The organism is Micromonospora sp. B9E7, from assembly GCF_039871815.1.
Lineage (GTDB): Bacteria > Actinomycetota > Actinomycetes > Mycobacteriales > Micromonosporaceae > Micromonospora.
The window spans coordinates 399482-421129 of record NZ_JBDPLX010000004.1 but is presented as its reverse complement, the minus strand read 5'-3'; the positions used below and the strand labels follow the sequence as shown (position 1 = coordinate 421129).

Here is a 21648-nt window from a genome sequence, read left to right as displayed (position 1 = left end):
TCGATGACCATCACGACCGCCACTGTCGACACCAGCCTGTGGCTGCGCAGGTTCCATCCGGCGCCCGACGCGCCGGTGCGTCTGGTCTGCCTGCCGCACGCCGGCGGATCGGCCAGTTACTATCACCCGGTCTCGCGCGCCCTGACCGGCGTCGAGGTGCTCGCGGTGCAGTACCCCGGCCGGCAGGACCGTCGCGCCGAGCCGTGCATCGACAGCGTCCAGGGCCTGGCCACCCGGGTCGCGGAGCAGGTCGCCACCCTCGCCGACCGTCCGATCGCCCTGTTCGGCCACAGCATGGGTGCCTCGGTCGCCTTCGAGGTGGCCCGGCTCCTGGAGGAGGACGGCATCGTCCTGAAGCACCTGTTCGCCTCCGGGCGGCGCGCGCCGTCACGCCACCGCGACGAGCACATCCACCAACTGGGTGACAACGGTCTGATCGCGGAGATGCGCCGACTCAACGGCACCGAGGGCAAACTGCTCGACGACGACGAGCTGATCCGGATGATCATCGGGGCGATCCGCAACGACTACAAGGCCGCGGAGACCTACGTGTACCGACCCGGCCCGCCGCTGTCCTGCCCGATCACGGTGATGACCGGGGATTCCGACCCGAAGGTCACGGTGGACGAGGCCGACTCCTGGCGGACGCACACGACCGGCCCCTACTCCATGAAAGTTTATAGGGGTGGTCACTTCTACCTGAACAACCACCAGACGGACATACTGGAGACCATTGTGGATCGCCTGACGTCAGGCTGACGGTGACGCCGGCTTGAGCAGTCCGAGACTTCCGGAGGTACCAGTGACAACCCCGACACCCACGCCGGCTCTGCGGCTCATCGGGCTGTCCAAGGCATTCGGTGACAAGCGCGCCGTCGATCACGTCGACTTGGAGGTTCCGGGCGGCTCGTTCTTCGGGCTGGTCGGTCCCAACGGGGCCGGCAAGACCACATCGTTGTCCATGGCCGTCGGGCTGCTGCGCCCGGACAGCGGTCGCGCCGAGATCTTCGGTGTCGACGTCTGGGCCGACCCGGTCCGCGCCAAGGAGCTGATCGGCGTCCTCCCCGACGGCCTCGGCATGCCGGAACGGCTCACCGGCCGGGAGGTGCTCACCTACCTGGGTCTGCTGCGGGGCATGGAGCCCGAGGCGGTCGCCAAGCGCAGCCAGGAGCTGCTGGAGGTCCTCGAACTCGACCGGGCCGAGGGCACTCTGGTCCTCGAGTACTCGACCGGCATGCGGAAGAAGATCGGCCTGGCCACGGCTCTGCTGCACGCACCGAAGCTGCTGGTCCTCGACGAGCCCCTGGAGGCCGTCGACCCGGTCTCGGCGGCGACGATCAAGGTGATCCTCCAGCGGTTCGTCGCCGCCGGCGGCTCGGTGGTCTTCTCCAGCCACGTCATGCCGGTCGTCGAGCAGCTCTGCGACCACGTCGCGGTCGTCACCGGCGGTCGGGTGGTCGCCTCCGGGCCGCTCGACGAGGTCCGCGGCGGCAGCTCCCTGGAGAACCGGTTCGTCGACCTGGTCGGCGGCCAGCCGGTGAGCGCGGGGGAGCTGTCATGGTTGGCATCCTGATCCGGATGAAGCTGGCCGTCCTGCGGCACTCGATGACCGGGCAGCGCGCCGCCGACATGATCGGTGGCGGCGTGCTGGGCCTGGTCCTCGCCGGAGGCACGATCTGGCTCGCCCTGCACGACTGGCCGGTCGACGGGCTGCCGCTCGACCTGGTCGGCGCGGCGTTCGCGATCTGGACGGTCGGCTGGCTGTTCGGCCCGGTGCTGTTCGGTGGCGGCGACGAGACGTTGCGCCCGGAACACCTGGCGCTGCTGCCGATTCCGCCGCGCCGGCTCGCATTCGGTCTGCTCGCCGTCGCATTCGTCGGCGTCGCCCCGGTGGTCAGTCTGGTGGCCTTCACCGCGCTGATCGTCGTCGCCCTCCCGGTCGGCGGCGCCGCCGTCCTGGTCGCGGTGCCGGTGGTGTTCCTGCAACTGTTGTTCGTGGTCCTCGCCTCCCGGTTCGTCACCGCCGCGCTCAGCACGCTGATGCGCGCCAAGATCGGTGCGGTGCTGGCCGCCGTCATCAGCGGCGGCATCCTGGCGCTCACGCACACCGGCTGGGTGCTCAAACCCACCATCCAGTACGCCCTCACCGCCGGCTTCCCGGACAACCTGGCGGACTGGGTTCGTCGGCTGCCGTCCGGCTGGGGCATCGTCGCGGTGGAGGCCGCCGGTCGTGGTGACTGGCTGCTGGCCGCCGCCGTGCCGGCCGGGTTCGCCGTGCTCAGCGTGCTGGCCATGCTCGGCTGGGCCGCGCTGCTCGTGCGCCGGCTCAGCCACCGCAGCGCCAGCGGCCGACCGGCTCGCGGTCGCACCGCAACCCAGAAGGTCCGGGGTGGCGGCGTGCGAGCCGTCGTGGGACGCGAGCTACGCACCGCGTCCCGCGACCTGATGCGCTTCCACTACCTGGTCTTCTCGCTGGTCTACGCCCTGGCGTTCTGCCTGCTGCCGCTCGTGGTCGACCTGCCGATCTTCGTGCCGTTCATCGGTGTCGCGTTCGGCATCTGGGCCGCCGCCATCTCCGCCAACCTGTACGGCGAGGACGGCACGGTGATCTGGCAGACCGTGCTCACCCCCGGGGCCGCCCGCCGGGACGTGCGTGGCCGGCAGCTCGCCTGGCTGCTGCTGACCGCTCCGGTGGTGGTGGTCCTCAGCGTCGTGCCCACGCTGCTCAGCGGGCAGACGTGGGCCTGGCCGTGGCTGGCAGCCCTGGTGCCGGCACTGGTCGGCGGCGGCGCCGGCGTCATCGTGCTGATCTCGGTGCTGCGCCCGGTGCCGATGACCGACCCGCACAAGCGCAGCGGCAACCTGCTGGAGAACGGCACCGACTTCACCCAGGTGCTGCTCATGCTGGTGCTGGTCGCGGCGACCGCGGCCCCCGCCTACCTCACCGTCCGCTACGGCCCCGAATGGGCGGGTGCCGGAGTCGGCCTGGTCACCGGCATCCTGCTGGCCTGGCTGCTCGGCGACCTTGCCGCCAAGCACCTGGAAGCCACCGGTCCGGACCTGCTCGCCACCATGCGGGCCGCCACCTCCCGCAAGAGCAACCTCACCGGCGACGTCGACTGGGACCAGATCACCGCGTCCCTCGGCGGAATGGATCTCGGGGAGAGCCGCCTCGGCATCGAGAAGGCGTCGCCGGCGCGCCGGGTCGCCGTCTACGTGTGCTTCACCGTCTGCTGGGTCCCGCTGATCGCGCAGGGCGTGGTCCCGGCCTTCCTGAAATACAGCGACCCCGACCGGGACTCGTGGTTCGTGGCCCGCCTCGTCCCCGAGGCGCTGCACTGGCCGGTCGTCGGCGTCATGGTCCTGCTCGGCCTGGGTCTCATCGCCGCGGGCTTCCACCAGCTACGGTTGGCCCGTGCGGAGAGCCGTCAAGCGACGGTGGACCGTGCCGGCCACGCCGCCCCGGTGGTGACCCGTCAACCCGAGAAGGTGGACGAGCTGAACCACTGAGCACGACGACAAAGGGCTCGGCCACCGGGGTGGCCGAGCCCTTTCGTGTGCCTGACTCGTCACCAGCTGACGGGCAGCTCGCGGACGCCGTAGATCAGGGACTCCGAGCGCAGCGGAACGTCCTCGACCGACCCGTGCAGCCGCAGGTCGGGGAAGCGGGTGAGCAGGGCCCGCAGGGCGATCCTGAGCTCCGCGCGGGCGAGCTGCTGACCGATGCACAGGTGTACGCCGTGACCGAAGGCGAGGTGCTGGTTGCCGGTCCGGGTCACGTCGAAGACCCCCGGATCGACGAAGCGGGACGGGTCGCGGTTGGCGGCGGACAGCGAGAGGCTGACGCTCTCGCCGGCGCGGATGAGCTGACCGCCCACCGGCACGTCCTCGGTCGCGAGGCGCGTCACGCCGAACTGGAAGGTCGGCAGGTAGCGGAGCAGCTCCTCGACGGCGTCCGGAACCCGATCCAGGTCGGCGCGCAGGACGGCCAACTGCTCGGGATTGGTGAGTAGCGCGAACACGCCGAGGCTGAGCTGGTTGGCGGTGGTCTCGTGGCCGCCGACGAGCAGCAGCATGGCGATGCTGGTCAGTTCCTCGTCGGTGAGCGGGTCGTCGTCCGAGTCGTGGATCAGGCCGGAGATCAGGGCGCCGTCCGGCTCGTCGTGTTTGGTCGCCACCAGAGCCGCCAGGTACTGCCGCAGGTTCCAGGCGGACATCCCGACTTCCATCGGGGTGGCGTCGGTGCGCAGCATCGCCGCGGTCAGCGTCTGGAACTGCTCGCGTTCGGCGTACGGGACGCCGAGCAACTCGCAGATGACCAACGAGGGTATCGGCAGGGCGAAGTCCCGGACCAGGTCGGCGGGCGGGCCGGCCGCCTCGATCGCGTCGAGGCGATCGGTCACGATCTCGGAGATCCGCGGCTCCAGGGCGCGGACCCGGCGCATGGTGAACTGGCCCATCAGCATCTTGCGGTAGCGGGTGTGGTGCGGCGGGTCGACGTGGATGAAGAACGCCGGATCCGGTGGGAGCTGCTTGGCCTCCTCGGGTATCACCTGGATCGGGTTCGACGCCTTGAGGATGTCCGCGCTGAACCGGGTGTCGGCGAGCACCGCTCGGACGTCCTCGGCCCGCGTGATCAGCCAGCCGACCGACCCGTCCGCCATGATCAGCGGACTGACCGGGTGCTCCTCGGCGCGCTGGAGGAGTTCGTCAGGTGGAGAGAACGGACACTTGCCGCGTTGCCGGGGCAGCGGAGCCGGCTCCCCGGTGCCCGATCCGGCCGGGGCGGGATGTTGCGTCGCACTGGTCATCGTCACCACTCATTTCCGCATGGACATTGCCTCCACGATAGGAAGAACGTGCCGTCAGGAAATGCGCCACGACCCGGATCGGGGGTCGATCCAGGGGGATAGGGGCTGCCATCCACTGTGGCCTGCCCCGGGGTGCGTTGGAGCCCGTAGGGGTGTCCGGCCTCCGCCGACGCTCATTACCGTCCGAACCGAACGCGCCATCGGGCCGTGTGGACGAGTGGGGGCCGCGAGTCGTCATGAAGAGCGAATCAGCATTCACCGATGGAAATGCGGAATGTGACGGCGTCGCCATTGTCGGTATCGCGTGCCGGCTTCCCGGCGCGGACGATCCGGCGGCGTTCTGGCGGCTGCTGGCGGACGGCCGCGACGCCATCGCCGAAGCACCTGAGGAGCGCTGGGGGAGCGGCGGAGACCGACCACGCGGTTGCTTCCTGGACCGGGTCGACGGCTTCGACCCCGGCTTCTTCGGCATCGCCCCGCGCGAGGCGGCCACCATGGACCCGCAGCAGCGGCTCATGCTGGAACTCGGCTGGGAGGCGCTGGAGGACGCGGGCATCGTCCCGGACACCCTCGCCGGCACGCGAACAGGTGTCTTCGTCGGCGCGATCGGCGACGACTACGCCACCCTGATCCGCAGCCTCGGGGCCGACGGCATCACCCCATGGACACTCACCGGCACCAACCGGGGCATCATCGCCAACCGGCTGTCGTACGTGCTCGGGCTACGCGGCCCCAGCCTCACCGTCGACGCGGCACAGGCGTCCTCGCTGGTCGCCGTCCACCTGGCGGCGGAGAGCCTGCGCGACGGCCGCTGCCAGGTCGCCCTGGCCGGCGGGGTCAGCCTCAACCTGGTCCCGGAGAGCACCCTCACCGCCGCCGCGTTCGGTGGCCTGTCGCCGGACGGGCGCTGCTACACGTTCGACGCCCGGGCCAACGGCTACGCCCGCGGTGAGGGCGGCGTGGTGCTCACCCTCAAACTGCTCACCGACGCGCTCGCCGACGGCGACCAGGTCTACGGCGTGGTCCGGGGCAGCGCGGTCAACAACGACGGTGGTGGCGACAGCCTGACCACGCCCACCAGCGACGGCCAACGCGACGTGCTGCGCGAGGCGTACCGGCAGGCCGGGGTGGACCCGGCGGCGGTCCAGTACGTGGAACTGCACGGCACCGGCACCCGGGTCGGAGACCCGGTGGAGGCCGACGCGCTCGGCGCGGTCCTCGGGGTGGCGTCCGGCCGGCGGCATCCACTGCTGGTCGGGTCGGCGAAGACGAACGTCGGCCACCTGGAGGGTGCGGCGGGCGTGGTCGGGCTCCTCAAGACCGTCCTGGCGCTGCACCACCGGGAGCTGCCACCGAGCCTGAACTTCGCCACGCCGAACCCGCGCATTCCGTTCGACGAGCTGCGGCTGCGGGTGCGTACGGAGCACGGGACGTGGCCGGAGTCGGAGCGGCCCCTGGTCGCCGGGGTGAGCTCCTTCGGCATGGGCGGCACGAACTGTCATGTGGTGTTGTCGTCGACTCCGGCCCGGCCGCCGGTACTCAGTGGCACCGCGACCAGGGAACCCGTGGCGTGGCTGCTGTCCGGGCGTACCCCGGCCGCTGTGCGGGCCCAGGCCGGACAGCTGCGCGACGCGGTCGCCGGGGACGCGCGGCCGGTGGATGTGGCGTACTCCCTCGCCCACCACCGAAGTGGCTTCGACCACCGGGCGGCGGTCGTCGGAACGGACCTGACCACCCTGACGGAACGCCTGGCCGCCCTCGCTGCCGGGGAGTCGTCGGTGGAGCGGGTCGGCGACGGCCGGCTCGCGTTCCTGTTCGCCGGCCAGGGGTCACAGCGGGTCGGGATGGGCCTCGAACTCGCGGACACCTACCCGGTGTTCGCGGCGGCCTTCGACGCCGCCTGCGTCGACCTCGACGTGCACCTGGACCGTCCGCTGCGCGAGGTCGTCGCGGACGGCTCGGAGCTGGACCGGACCGTCTACACGCAGGCCGCCCTCTTCGCCTTCGAGGTGGCGTTGTTCCGGCTCGTCGAGTCGTTCGGAGTCACCCCGGACTACCTGGTCGGGCACTCGATCGGCGAGATCGCCGCCGCCCACGTCGCCGGGGTGCTGTCCCTTCCCGACGCGGCGAAGCTGGTCACGGCCCGTGGCCGGCTGATGCAGGACCTGCCGGCCGGTGGCGTGATGATCGCGGTGCAGGCGTCCGAGGCCGAGGTCGCCCCGCACCTCACCGACGGTGTGGACATCGCGGCGGTCAACGGCCCCAGCTCGGTGGTGCTGTCCGGTCGCGCCGAGGCGGTCGCCGAGGTCGCGGCGAGGTTCGAGAAGACCCGGCAGCTCCGGGTCAGCCACGCCTTCCACTCGGCGCTGATGGAGCCGATGCTGGTGGCCTTCGCCGCGGTCGCCGACACGCTGACGTTCGCGCCGCCGCGCATCCCGATCGTCTCCAACGTGACGGGTCGGGTCGCCGAGACGCAGGACGCGGCCTACTGGGTGCGGCACGTGCGGGAGGCGGTCCGTTTCGCCGACGGGATCGCGACCCTGGAGGCCGAGGGCGTCACCACGTTCGTCGAGATCGGCCCGGACGGGGTGCTCAGCGCGATGGGCGCGCACTGCGTGTCGACAGGCGCGTTCGTCCCGGCCCAACGCCCGGACCGCCCGCAGGCGGAGACCTTCGTCGCCGCCCTGGCCCAACTGCACGGCCGGGGCGTCGCCGTCGACTGGACGCCGTCGCTGGGCGGCGGCACGCGCGTGCCGCTGCCCACGTACGCCTTCCAACGGGAGTCCTACTGGGTGTCCGAGACCGCCGACGAACCGGCGACGCCGGCCGCGCGGAGCGCCGCGCGTTCCGAGGACGACCTTCTCGATCTGGTACGCACGCACGCCGCCTCCGTACTCGGTCACCCGGACCCGTTCACCCTCGACCTCACCCACTCCTTCAAGCAGCTCGGCTTCGACTCGCTGACCGCCGTGGAACTCCGCGACCGGCTCGGTGCCGCCCTCGACCTCGCCTTGCCGGCCACGCTGCTCTACGACAGGCCGGACCCGGTCACGCTCGCCCGGTGGCTGCACACCGCCTCGGGCGGCGTCGGGCGCTCGACCGTCGAGGAGTCCGCGCAGCCGGAGCGGCCCGACGCCGACGAGCCGATCGCTGTCGTCGCGATGGCCTGCCGTTATCCCGGCGGCATCACCGCACCCGACGAGCTGTGGCACCTGGTGTCCGGCGGCGGTGACGCCATCACCGGCTTCCCCACCGACCGGGGCTGGGACCTGACCGCCCTCTACCACCCGAACCCCGGCCATCCGGGCACCAGCTACACCCGCTCCGGCGGTTTCCTGCACGACGCCGCCGAGTTCGACCCGGGCTTCTTCGGCATCTCGCCGCGCGAGGCGTTGGCCATGGACCCGCAGCAGCGACTGCTGTTGCAGGCCTCCTGGGAGGCGGTGGAGCGGGCCGGCATCGTGCCGGGCGCGCTGCGCGGCAGCCGCACCGGAGTCTTCGTCGGCGCCACCTCCCACGAGTACGGCGCACGCCTCGCCGAACCCGCCGACGGCCTCGACGGCTACGTGCTGACCGGGAGCACGATGAGTGTCGCCTCCGGCCGTATCTCGTACGTGCTCGGCCTTGAAGGTCCGGCGCTGACCGTCGACACCGCCTGCTCCTCGTCGCTCGTCGCCCTGCACCTGGCCGCCCAGTCGCTGCGCCGGGGGGAGTGCGAGCTGGCCCTGGCCGGCGGTGCCACGGTGATGGCCGGCCCCGGCATGTTCGTCGAGTTCAGCCGCCAGCGTGGCCTGGCCGGCGACGGCCGGTGCAAGGCGTTCGGCGCGGGCGCCGACGGCACCGGGTGGGGCGAGGGCGTCGGGGTCCTGGTCCTGGAACGGCTGCGCGACGCGCAGGCGAACGGTCACCAGGTCCTGGCCGTGATCCGGGGCAGTGCGATCAACCAGGACGGTGCCTCCAACGGCCTGTCCGCCCCGAGCGGCCCGGCCCAGCAGCGGGTCATCCGGGCCGCCCTGGCCGACGCCGGACTCACCCCGGCCGACGTCGACGTGGTCGAGGCCCACGGCACCGGCACCGTCCTCGGTGACCCGATCGAGGCGCAGGCGCTGATCGCCACCTACGGCGCTGACCGACGCGAGGACGCCCCGCTGTGGCTGGGCTCGCTGAAGTCCAACATCGGCCACACCCAGGCCGCCGCCGGTGTCGGCGGTGTGATCAAGATGATCCTCGCGTTGCAAGCCGAGGTGCTGCCCCGCACCCTGCACGCCGACGAACCGTCACCGCACGTGGACTGGTCCGCCGGCACCGTCCGACTGCTCACCGAACCCCGCGACTGGCGGCGGACCGACCACCCCCGCCGGGCTGCCGTCTCCTCCTTCGGTATCAGCGGCACGAACGCCCACCTGGTCCTCGAAGAGGCGCCGGACGTCGACGCCCCGTCCCGCCCGGCCGTGCGGCGGACCGTGCCGGTGCTGGTGTCCGCGCGTACGCCGCACGCCCTGCGACGCCAGGCCGCGCGTCTGCGCGACCGGATCGGGGAGGACGACAACCACCTGGCCGACCTCGCGTACACCCTGAACGTCACCCGGACCCGGTTCGAACACCGCGCGGTGGTCCTCGCCACGACATCGGACGACCTGCGCGACGGACTGGCCGCCCTGGCCGACGACCGGTCGGCGGCGAACGTCGTCACCGCCCACCCGGCCGAGCCCGGCCGGATCGCGTTCGTGTTTCCGGGACAGGGTTCCCAATGGCTGGGCATGGCTGTCGAACTGGCCGACGCCGAGCCGGTGTTCCGCGACCACCTGAGCGCCTGCGGTGCGGCGCTGCTCCCGTACACCGGTTGGGATCTGTTCGCCGCGCTGCGCGGTGACGACGACGCCCCGTCGCTGGACCGGGTCGACGTGGTCCAGCCCGCGCTGTGGGCGGTGATGGTCTCCCTGGCCCGGCTCTGGGAGGCCACCGGTGTCCGACCGGCCGCGGTGATCGGGCACAGCCAGGGCGAGGTCGCCGCCGCGCACATCGCCGGTGCGCTCACCCTGGACGACGCCGCCCGGATCGCGGCCCGCCGCAGCCAGGCGATCGTCGCGCTGGCCGGGCAGGGTGGGATGCTCGCGGTCCAGGCGTCCGCCGCCGCCGTGGAGCCGGTCCTGGCCCGTTGGGACGGCCGGATCAGCGTGGCCGCCGTCAACGGTCCGACCGCGGTGGTGGTCGCCGGGGAGCCCGCCGACCTGGACGACCTCGAACCGGCGCTGGCCGCCGCGGGCATCGAGGCGAAGCGCATCAAGGTCGACTACGCCTCGCACTCGGTACACGTCGAGGCGATCCGCGACGAGCTGATGCGCTCCCTCGGCGGGGTCGAGCCCCGCACCGCCGACATCCCGTTCTACTCCACCGTCTACGGCTCCCGGCTGGACACCACCGAACTGGACGCCGACTACTGGTACACCAACCTGCGCCGGCCGGTCCGCTTCGCCGAGACGGTGAACGTGCTGCTGTCCGACGGGTACCGGGCCTTCGTCGAGGCCAGCCCGCACCCGGTGCTCGTCGCCGCCGTGCAGGACTCGGCCGAGGAGGCCGGAGTGGACGCCGCCGTGCTGCGGACGTTGCGACGCCACGACGGCGGCCCGGCCCGGTTCCGGGTCGCGCTGGCCGAGGCGTACGCGCGGGGGCTCGCGGTGGACTGGACGGGCCTCACCCCGGACGGCTCGCTGGTGGCGCTGCCCACCTACGCCTTCGAGCGGGAGCACTTCTGGCATCACCCGGTCGTGCCGGGCAGCGCCGACGACCCGGCCAACGACCCGTTCTGGGCGGCCGTGGAGCGGGGCGACGCCGCCGCGCTCGCCACCGACCTGGCCCTGGCGCCGGGTGCCCTGGACGAGATCGTGCCGGTGCTGGCCGCCTGGCGGCGCGAGCAGCGGGTCCGCGCCGGGGCCGCCGGCTGGCGCTACGTGGTGGAGTGGAAGCCGCAGGCGGACGCCACGGTCACCGCCGACGGGCACTGGATCGTCGCCGTCGCCGGGTACGACCCGAGCACCACGGCCGTCCTCCAGGCCCTCGGCGACGCCGGGCTCACCCTCGACGTGGTGGTTGTCGCCGCCGACGCCGACCGGGCCACTCTCGCCGAGCGGCTCACCGGCGACGCCCACGGCGTCCTCTCCCTGCTCGCCTTCGCGGAGGGACCCCTCGGTGAGGGCCTGCGCCGCACCCTGACCCTCACCCAGGCACTCGGTGACGCCGGCGTCGACGCCCCGCTCTGGCTGGTCACCCGTGGTGGCGTCGACACCGGGCCGGCGGACCGGGTGGACGATCCCGAGCAGGCCCTGATCTGGGGCCTCGGCCGGATCGTGGCCCTGGAGCACGCCGAGCGGTGGGGCGGCCTGGTCGACCTGCCCACCGACCTCGACGAGCGGGCCGCCGAGCGGCTGCTCGCCGCGGTCGCCGGGGAGGACGGCGAGGACCAGGTGGCCATCCGGGTCGACGGCCGCTACCTGCGCCGCCTCGGCCACGCCCCCCGTCCGGCCCGGCTCGCCGGCGGCCTGCGCCCGGACGGACCGGTGCTCATCACCGGCGGTACGGGTGCCCTCGGCGCCACTGTCGCCCGTTGGTTCGCCGAGCGCGGCGCACCGCACCTGATCCTGCTCAGCCGACGCGGCCCGGACGCGCCCGGTGCCGCCGACCTGGTCGCCGAACTGGCTGGGCTGGGCGCCACCGCCTCGGTCGTGGCCTGCGACGCCGGCGACCGCGCCGCCCTCGCGGCGGTCCTCGCCGAGCATCCGGTCAGCGCTGTCGTGCACGCCGCCGGCCTGCTCGACGACGGCACCGTCGACACCCTCACCGCCGACCAGGTCGACCGTGTGCTCGCCGCGAAGGTGGCCGCCGCCCGTAACCTCGACGACCTCACCCGGGATCGCGACCTCAGCGCGTTCGTGCTGTTCTCCTCGATCGCGGCGAGCATCGGCATCCCCGGGCAGGGCAACTACGCGCCGGGAAACGCGTACCTCGACGCCCTGGCGGAGCAGCGCCGCGCCGACGGCCTGACCGCGACCTCGATCGCCTGGGGTCCGTGGGCCGGCGGCGGCATGGCCGCCGACGCCGCCGTCGGCGACCTCATGCAGCGCCACGGCATCACCCCGATGGACCCGCAGATCGCGCTCGCCGCCCTGCAGCAGGCACTGGACGACGACACCACCACCCTCACCGTCGCCGACCTCGACTGGGACCGGCTGGCTCTCGCGCTCACCGCCGGTCGCCGCCGCCCGCTGATCGAGGACCTGCCCGAGGTGCAGCGCGCCATCGGTGCCGGCGCGGTCACGTCCCGCGCGGCCGGTGGCCCTGCGGAGAGCCTCGCCGCCGCGCTGCCCGAGGCGGCCCGCGAACGGGCCCTGACCGGCCTGGTCCGCGAGCAGGCGGCACTCGTACTCGGCCACGCCGGCCCGGACGCGGTCGACCCGAACCGCCCGTTCCGCGAGCTGGGTTTCGACTCGCTCGCCGGCGTCGAGCTGCGCAACCGCCTGCGCACGGTCACCGGTCTGCGCCTGTCGACCACCCTGGTCTTCGACCACCCCACCCCGGCCGCCCTCGCGGCGCACCTGCACGACGAGCTCACCGGTACGCTGCCCGCCCGGCCGGCCGACGACCTCGCCCCGGCACGGGTACCCGACGAGCCCATCGCGATCGTGGCGATGGCGTGCCGCTACCCCGGAAACGTCACCTCGCCCGCCGACCTGTGGCGACTGCTGGACGACGGCGGTGACGCGACAGGTGGCTTCCCCACCGACCGTGGGTGGGACCTGCCCGGCCTCTACCACCCGGACCCGGACCACCCGGGCACCTCGACCACCCGGCGTGGCGGATTCCTCTACGACGTCGCCGACTTCGACCCCACCCCGTTCGGCATCTCGCCCCGCGAGGCACTGGCGATGGACCCGCAGCAGCGGCTCCTGCTGGAGACCTCGTGGGAGGCGTTCGAACGCGCCGGGATCGACCCCGCGACGCTGCGCGGCCGGCACGCCGGGGTCTACGTCGGCCTCACCTACCAGGACTACGCGTCCCGGGTCCGGCAGGCGCCCGCCGACCTGGAGGGCTACCTGCTCACCGGCAGCACCGCGAGCGTCGCCTCCGGCCGGATCGCGTACGCCTTCGGCCTCGACGGCCCCGCCGTCACCGTCGACACCGCCTGCTCGTCGTCGCTGGTCGCGCTGCACCTGGCCGTGCGGGCGCTGCGGGCCGGCGAGTGCGACCTGGCGCTGGCCGGTGGCGTCGCCATCATGTCCACCCCGCACATGTTCGTCGAGTTCAGCCGCCAGCGTGGCCTCGCCCCGGACGGCCGCTGCAAGCCCTTCTCCGCCGACGCGGACGGCTTCGGCTCCGCCGAGGGCGTCGGCATGCTGCTGGTCGAGCGGCTCTCCGACGCCCAGCGGCACGGTCACCCCATCCTCGCCGTGGTCCGTGGCACCGCCGTCAACTCCGACGGCGCGTCGAACGGCCTGACCGCCCCGAACGGCCCCGCCCAGCAGCGGGTGATCCGGGCCGCGCTCGCCGACGCGGCCCTGACGCCCGGCGACGTCGACGTGGTGGAGGCGCACGGCACCGGCACCCCGCTCGGCGACCCGATCGAGGCCCAGGCGTTGCAGGCGGCGTACGGGCCGGACCGCCCGGCGCAGCGACCGTTGTGGCTCGGCTCGGTCAAGTCGAACCTGGGGCACACCCAGGCCGCGGCCGGTGTCGCCGGCATCATCAAGATGGTCGAGGCGATGCGGCACGAGGTGTTGCCCCGCACCCTGCACGCCGGAACGCCCAGCCCGCACGTCGACTGGGCGGACGGCCCGCTGCGACTGCTGGACGTGGCCCAACCGTGGCCGGCGGACCTGCCGCGCCGGGCCGGTGTGTCGTCGTTCGGCATCAGCGGCACCAACGCCCACGTGATCCTGGAGGCGCCCGCCGGAGTCGGCCGCGTACCGGCCCTTCCGCAGGCGTCCGAGCCGTCCCCGGTCGTACCGCTGGTGCTCAGCGGGCAGTCGACCGGGGCGCTGCGCGCGCAGGCGGATCGCCTCGCGGACCGGCTGGCCGAACCGGGCACACCCACGCTGCTCGACACCGGCTGGACCCTGGCCGCCGCCCGGACCGCGTTCGCGCACCGGGCGGTGCTGCTCACGAGCGGGAGCGACGCGGTGGGCGCGCTGCGCGATCTGGCTACGGGCCGGGACCACACCGGCGTCCACACCGGCGAGGTACGGGCGGGAGGCCTCGCCTTCGTCTTCTCCGGCCAGGGTTCGCAGCGGCCCGGCATGGGCCTGCACCTCTACGAGACGTTCCCGGTGTACGCGCAGGCGTTCGACGCGGTCTGCGCCGAGCTGGACGTTCATCTGGACCGGCCGGTCCGGGAGGTGATCGCCGACGGCGGCGACCTGGATCAGACGGTGTACACGCAGTCGGCGTTGTTCGCGGTCGAGGTGGCGTTGTTCCGGCTGGTCGAGTCGTTCGGGGTGACCCCGGACTTCCTGGTGGGGCATTCGATCGGTGAGATCGCCGCCGCGCACGTTTCCGGGGTGCTGTCCCTTCCGGACGCGGCAACGCTGGTCACCGCCCGGGGCCGCCTGATGCAGGCACTCCCGGCGGGTGGGGTCATGGTCGCGGTTCGCGCCACCGAGGCCGAGGTGCTGCCGCTGCTGACCGACGGCGTGTCGGTCGCCGCGGTCAACGGCCCGCGCTCGGTGGTGCTGTCCGGTGCCGTCGACGAGGTGACCGCCGTCGCCGCTCAGTTCGAGAAGTCGAAGCGGTTGCGGGTGAGTCATGCGTTCCACTCGGTGTTGATGGAGCCGATGCTGGCCGAGTTCGCCCAGGTGGCAGCGGGTCTGACGTACGAGTCGCCGCGTATCCCGGTGGTGTCGAACCTGACCGGGCAGGTCGCCGAGATCCAGGACGCCGGCTACTGGGTGCGGCACGTGCGCGAGGCGGTGCGGTTCGCCGACGGGATCACCACCCTGGAAGGCCAGGGCGTCAGCACCTTCGTGGAGATCGGCCCGGACGGGGTCCTGTCGGCGATGGGCGCGGACTGTGTGACGGATGCGGTGTTCGTACCCGTGCAGCGCGCCGACCGCGACCAACCGAGCACCCTGCTGACCGCTCTGGCGCAGGTCTTCGTGCGTGGCGTCGCGGTGGACTGGACGCCGTGCCTGACCGGCGGACGGCTGGTCGACCTGCCCACCTACGCCTTCCAACGACAGCGCTACTGGCTTGAGGACGACACCGCCGCCGACACCCCCGACACCCCGTTCTGGCAGGCCGTCGACCGTGGCGACCTCGCCGACCTGCTCGGCGTCCCCGACGGCCGCCCCCTCGACGAGGTCCTCCCCGCGCTCCGCGCCTGGCGTCGCCAGGGCACCGACCCCGGCCTGCGCTACCGCGTCGACTGGCCGGTCCGCGACATCACCACCGCCCCCCGCCCCGGCCGCTGGCTGGTCGTCGTCCCCGATCTCGACCTCCCGGTGACCGCGGGCCTCCTGGCCACGGGCGGTCCCGACGTGATCGCGGTGCCGGCCGACGAACTGCCCACCATCGACCCGCACGGCGTCGCCGGCGTGCTGTCCCTGCTCGCCCTGGACGAGCGCCCCGACCCGGACCACCCACACCTGTCCCGTGGCCTGACCGGCACCTCGGCGCTGCTCCGCGACCTCCCGCCGGGCACCCCGCTCTGGGCCGTGACCACCGCCGCGGTACGGGTCGGCGACGAACCCCGGATCAGCCCGCACCAGGCCACCGTGTGGGGGTACGGGCGGGTCGCCGCCCTCGAACTCCCCGACACCTGGGCCGGTCTCGCCGACCTGCCGGAGAACCCCGACGCGCGCACCCTCGCCCGGCTCTGGGCGGTGGTGCGCAGCACCGGCACCGAGGACCAGGTCGCCATCCGGGACACCGGCGTCCACGTCCGACGCGTCGCACCGGCCGCCCCGCCCGCGACCCCGACCACCTGGTCGCCACGCGGCAGCGTCCTGATCACCGGCGGCACCGGAGCGCTGGGTGCGCACGTGGCCCGCTGGCTCGCCGGAGCCGGCGCGCCCCACCTGGTGCTGACCAGCCGGGCCGGCGCGGACGCCCCCGGCGCGGACCGACTGCACACCGAACTGACCGCGCTCGGCGCCCGCGTCACCATCGCCGCCTGCGACGTCGCCGACGCCGACTCCCTCACCGACCTGCTCGGCACCATTCCGGACCTGACCGCCGTCTTCCACACCGCCGGCGCACTGCGGTTCGCCGGAGTGCTCGACGACGACCCGGCCGGGCTCGCCGGGGTCGCCGCTGCCAAGGTGGCCGGCGCCGCCCACCTGGACCGGCTCCTCGCCGACACCCCGCTCGACGCGTTCGTGCTGTTCAGCTCGATCGCCGCGCTCTGGGGCAGTGGCGAGCAGAGCGGGTACGCCGCCGCGAACGCGTACCTGGACGCCCTCGCCGACGACCGGCGAACCCGTGGCCTGACCGCCACCTCGGTCGCCTGGGGCCCGTGGGGCGACGGTGGCATGGTCGACGCCGGCACCGAAACCCTGCTGTTCCGCCGTGGCCTGCCGGTCCTCGACCCGCAGACCGCGATCGCCGCGCTGCGGCAGGCCGTGGACGGCGACGAGACCTACGTGGCGGTCGCCGACGTCGACTGGTCCCGTTTCGCCCCCACCTTCGGCGCCGCCCGGCCCCGGCCGTTGATCGGCGACCTGCCGCAGGTGCGGGCGCTGGTCACGCCGACCGTCGAGCAGACCGCCACGCCGCTGGCCGAGACGCTGGCCGCGCTGGCACCGGCCGAACAGGAACACCACCTGCTCACCCTGGTCCGCGGCGTCACCGCCGCCGTGCTCGGTCACGCCGGGCCGGACGCGGTCGGCGCGGAGCAGGCGTTCCGGGAGATGGGCGTCGACTCGCTCACCGGCGTGGACCTGCGGGACCGGCTGCGCCGCGACGTCGGCTTCGCACCTCCCGCCACCCTCGTCTTCGACCACCCGAACCCGCTCGCGGTGGCCCGCTACCTGCGCGACCGGCTGCTCGACCAGCCCGCCGCCGCAGTGGCACCGGTCCCGGCGTCGGCCGTGGCACCCGACGACGACCCGATCGTCGTCGTCGGCATGTCCTGCCGCTTCCCGGGCGGCGTGCAGGGGCCCGACGACCTGTGGCGGCTCGTCGCCGACGAGGCCGACGTCATCTCCGGTTTCCCCGCCGACCGTGGCTGGGCACTGGACGCGCTCTACCACCCGGACCCAGACCACCAGGGCACCGCGTACACCCGCTCCGGTGGCTTCCTGCACGACGCGGCCGACTTCGACGCCGACCTGTTCGGGGTGAACGGCCGCGAGGCCCTGGCAATGGACCCGCAGCAGCGACTCCTGCTGGAGACCGCCTGGCAGGCCCTCGAAGACGCGGGCCTGCCACCACGGGCGCAGCGCGGCCAGCGGACCGGCGTCTTCGTCGGCGGCGCCCACCTCGGGTACGGGGAGGGCGCAGCACCACCGCCCGGAGTCGAGGGCTACCGCCTCACCGGCAACGCGACAAGCGTGATGTCCGGCCGCGTCGCCTACACCTTCGGCTTCGAGGGGCCAGCCGTCACCATCGACTCGGCCTGCTCGTCGTCGCTCGTCGCCCTGCACTGGGCGGCCCGGGCGCTGCGGCAGGGGGAGTGCACCCTTGCCCTGGCCGGTGGTGTCGCGGTCATGTCGAGCCCGGCGGTCTTCGTCGAGTTCAGCCGGCAGGGTGGGCTCGCCCCGGACGGCCGGTGCAAGGCGTTCGCCGCCGGGGCCGACGGCACCGGCTGGGCCGAGGGCGCCGGCTTCGTGGTGCTGGAACGGATGTCGGACGCGCGTGCCAACGGGCACACCGTGCTCGCCGTGGTCCGGGGCAGCGCGGTCAACCAGGACGGCGCCTCCAACGGCCTGACCGCCCCGAACGGCCCCGCCCAGCAGCGGGTGATCGCCGAGGCGCTGGCCGACGCGGGCCTGTCCACCTCGGACGTCGACGTGGTCGAGGCGCACGGCACCGGTACCACTCTCGGCGACCCGATCGAGGCGCAGGCGTTGCTCGCCACGTACGGGCGGGGTCGACCGGTCGAGCAACCACTGCTGCTGGGCTCGCTCAAGTCGAACATCGGGCACGCCCAGGCCGCCGCCGGCATCGGCGGAATCATCAAGATGATCCAGGCGATGCGGCACGGCCTCGCGCCACGGACCCTGCACGTGGACGAGCCGACACCGCACGTGGACTGGTCGGCCGGTGCGGTGCGGTTGCTGACTGCCGCGCAGCCCTGGCCGGTCACGGGTCGGGCGCGCCGCGCGGCGGTCTCGGCGTTCGGGGTGAGCGGCACCAACGCCCACATCATCCTCGAACAACCGGAACCCGTCGCCCAGCCCGAGGTGACCGCCCCGGACCCGGCCCCGTCGACGCGACATCTCCCGTACGTCCTGTCCGGACGGTCCGACCGGGCGCTGCGGGCCCAGGCGGAACGGCTCCTCGCGGCCGACGTGGACCGGCACGTCGTGGCCGGCGACGGCGTGGCCCTCGCCCGCGCCCTGGCCACCACCCGCTCCGCCCTGGACCACCGGGCGGTCGTCCTGGCCGCCGACGCCGACGCCCTGCGTACCGGTCTGCACGCCGTCGCGGCCGGCGAACCCGGCCCGTCGGTCATCGGTGGCACCGCCACCGCCACCGGCAAGCTCGCCCTCCTCTTCACCGGCCAGGGCAGTCAACGCCCGGGCGCGGGCCGCGACCTCTACGCCACCGAACCGGTCTTCACCGCCGCGCTCGACGAGATCCGGGCCGCCTTCGAACCGCACCTCGACCGCCCGCTGCTCGACGTCATGTTCGCCGCCCCGGACACCCCCGAAGCGGCCCTGCTGGACCGCACCGGGTTCACCCAGCCGGCGCTCTTCGCCCTCGAAGTGGCCCTGTACCGCCTCCTCGAGGCGCGCGGAGTGACAGCCGACTACCTGCTCGGCCACTCCATCGGTGAGCTCGCCGCCGCCCACGTCGCAGGCGTGCTGTCCCTCCCGGACGCCGCACGGCTGGTCGCCGCGCGGGGTCGGCTGATGCAGGCGCTCCCGTCCGGCGGCGCGATGGTGGCGATGCAGGGCACCGAGGCGGAGATCCGACCACTGCTGACCGGCGACGTGTCGATCGCCGCCGTCAACGGACCCGACTCGGTGGTCGTCGCCGGCGACGCGGACACCGTCGACCTGATCGTCGAGCGGTGGCGCGCGGACGGGCGACGGGCCAAGCGGCTCAACGTCAGCCACGCCTTCCACTCCGCACACATGGACCCGATGCTGGCCGAGTTCGGCCGGATCGCGGCCGAACTCACGTACGCGCCGCCGACGATCCCGCTGATCTCCGACCTGACCGGCGAACCGATCGGCCAGCCGGACGCCGACTACTGGGTGCGGCACGTCCGCGAGGCGGTGCGCTTCGCCGACGGGATCACCGCGCTGGACGCCCGGGGTGTCACCGCGTACTGCGAGATCGGCCCAGGTGGGGTGCTGACGGCGCTGGCCGGGGACTGCCTGCCCACGGCGAGGCGGGCGGACGCCGTCCTGGTCGCCGCGCTGCGCGGAGACCGGGCCGAACCCGCCGCCGTCGCCGAGGCGGTGGCCGGCCTGCACGTCGGCGGGGTGTCGATCGACTGGGCGAGCGCGTTGCCCGGTACGGCAACCGTGCCGCTGCCCACCTACCCGTTCCAGCGCCGCCGGTTCTGGATCGCCCCGGCCCCGGCCGGCAGCACCGGCGCGGACTCGTCGGACGACCCCTTCTGGTCCGCCGTGCGGCACAACGACCTGGAGACGCTCGGCACGATGCTCGGGCACGCCCGGGTGGCCGAGGTGGCGCAGGCGCTGCCCGCCCTGGCCGACTGGCACCGAGGCCGTCAGGCCCGCGACACCGCCGACCGCCAGCGGTACCGGGCACAGTGGGAACCCGTCGCCATGCACGGCACCGCCCGCCTCGGCGGGACCTGGCTGGTCGCGCTTCCCGGCCCGGCGGACGCGTACGCCCGTACCCTGATCGAGGCCCTGACGGATGCCGGCGCCCGCACCCGGCCGGTGGTCCTGGACGGCCGTGACCGGGCGGCGATCGTCGCCGAGCTGGAGTCGGCGGCCGAGGTCACCGGCGTCCTGTCGCTGCTCGCCCTGGACGACCGGGAGTTGCCCGGCCACCCCGGCGTGCCCAACGGGCTGGCCGCCACCCTGGCCCTGATCCAGGCGGCCGGGGACGCCAACCTCGACGCGCCACTGTGGGCCGTCAGCCGGGGTGCGGTCGCCGCCACCGCCGAGGTCACCGACCCGACCCAGAACGCGGTGTGGGGCCTCGGCCGGGTCGCCGCCCTGGAGCACTCCGCCCGCTGGGGCGGCCTGATCGACCTGCCGGACCGCGTCGACGGCCCGGCGCTCTGCCGGGTGCTCGCCGACGGCGGCGCCGACCAGGTTGCCCTGCGCGACGCCGGCACGTTCGTCCGCCGTCTGGTCCGGGCACCGTTCCCGGCCGCCGTCCCGACCCGGTGGACACCACGGGACACCGTCCTGATCACCGGTGGCACCGGCGCGCTCGCCGGGCACGTGGCCCGACGGCTCGCCCAGGACGGCGCCGGTCACCTGGTCCTGGCCAGCCGCCGTGGTGCCGACGCCCCGGGCGCGGACGACCTGACCTCGGCGTTGACCGCGCTCGGCGCCCGGGTCACCCTGGTGGCCTGTGACCTGACCGACCGGAACGACGTCGCCGAGCTGCTCCGCCGGGCCGACGCCGACCCGTTGCCGCTGCGCGCCGTGGTGCACACCGCCGGCATCGGCGACTCGGCTCCGCTCACCGAGACCACCCCGGAGCTGCTCGCCGCCATCGTCGCCGCGAAGATCGGCGGCGCCCGGCACCTGGAGGACCTCCTCGGCGACCGGGACCTGGACGCCTTCGTCTGCTTCTCCTCCATCTCCGGCGTCTGGGGCAGTGGCGGGCAGGCCGCCTACGCCGCAGGTAACGCCTTCCTCGACGCGTTCGCCGAACGGCGCCGCGCGCGAGGCCTGGCCGGCAGCGCGATCGCCTGGGGGCCGTGGGGCGAGGGCGGCATGGTCGCCGACACCGGCACCGAGGAGCAGCTGCGGCGACGCGGGCTCACCCCACTGGTTCCGGCCGCGGCGGTCGACGCCCTCGCCCGCAGCCTCGACCACGGCGACATCACCGTCGCGGTCGCCGACGTCGACTGGGCCCGCTTCGCCCCCGCCTTCACCGCCGCCCGCCCCAGCCCCCTGCTGGACGGAGTCGAGGAGGCCCGCGCGGCGGTCGCCGAACCGGCCGTGCCGGTCCAGGCCGCCGGGCCGATCGACGGGCTCACCGACCTGCCCGAGGCCGAACGAGGGCACCTGCTGCTCGACCTGGTCCGGACCGAGACGGCCACCGTCGTCGGCCCGGGCGGCGGCTTCGAGGCGAACCGTGCCTTCCGCGAACTCGGCTTCGACTCGCTGACCGCGGTGGAGATGCGCAACCGGCTCACCGCGGTCACCGGGCTCAGCCTCCCGGCCACCCTGGTGTTCGACCACCCGACCCCGGCGATGCTCGCCGCGCACCTGGACACCCTCCTCATGCGCGAGCACCGTCCGACCGCGCCGACCCTGGCGGGCCGGCTCGACGACCTCGAGGCGGCCCTCGCCGCCACCGGTGTCGACGACACCGAACGGCCGGCCCTGGTGGCCCGCCTACAGGCGCTGGCACAGCGCTGGGCCGCCACCGAGGAACCGGCGGAGGTGGGCGGCGACGAGATCGGCGACGCGACCGCCGACGAACTGCTCCAGATCATCCAGAACGAATTCGGCAGATCTTGATC

General features: G+C 73.8%; 5 protein-coding genes. 4 read left to right on the top strand and 1 reads right to left on the bottom strand.

Translation table 11 applies throughout. From position 1 onward, the window contains the following. Positions 1–3: 3 nt before the first annotated feature. Genes ABGB10_RS09350 through ABGB10_RS09340 form a run of 3 tightly spaced genes read left to right on the top strand, consistent with a single transcriptional unit; the run spans position 4 to position 3510 of the window. Entirely contained in the window at positions 4–759 is a 756-nt protein-coding gene (locus ABGB10_RS09350; protein WP_347660465.1) for an alpha/beta fold hydrolase, read from the top strand. Positions 760–802: 43 nt separating this feature from the next. Further along, a complete protein-coding gene (locus ABGB10_RS09345; RefSeq protein WP_347660464.1) occupies positions 803–1573 on the top strand; it encodes an ABC transporter ATP-binding protein in 771 nt (256 codons plus the stop codon). Then, entirely contained in the window at positions 1558–3510 is a 1953-nt protein-coding gene (locus ABGB10_RS09340) for a hypothetical protein (RefSeq protein ID WP_347660463.1), read from the top strand. Before ABGB10_RS09345 ends, ABGB10_RS09340 begins: the two co-directional genes overlap by 16 nt. 59 nt (positions 3511–3569) lie before the next feature. Here the strand turns inward: ABGB10_RS09340 and ABGB10_RS09335 are convergent, their stop codons facing one another. Beyond that, on the bottom strand, positions 3570–4811 hold the full coding sequence (locus tag ABGB10_RS09335; protein WP_347660462.1) for a cytochrome P450: 1242 nt from the start codon (positions 4809–4811) through the stop codon (positions 3570–3572). A 236-nt stretch (positions 4812–5047) separates the two neighbouring features. On the opposite strand from ABGB10_RS09335, the gene ABGB10_RS09330 reads away from it, so the two are divergent. After that, entirely contained in the window at positions 5048–21646 is a 16599-nt protein-coding gene (locus tag ABGB10_RS09330) for a type I polyketide synthase (protein ID WP_347660461.1), read from the top strand. The last annotated feature ends 2 nt before the right edge of the window (positions 21647–21648 follow it).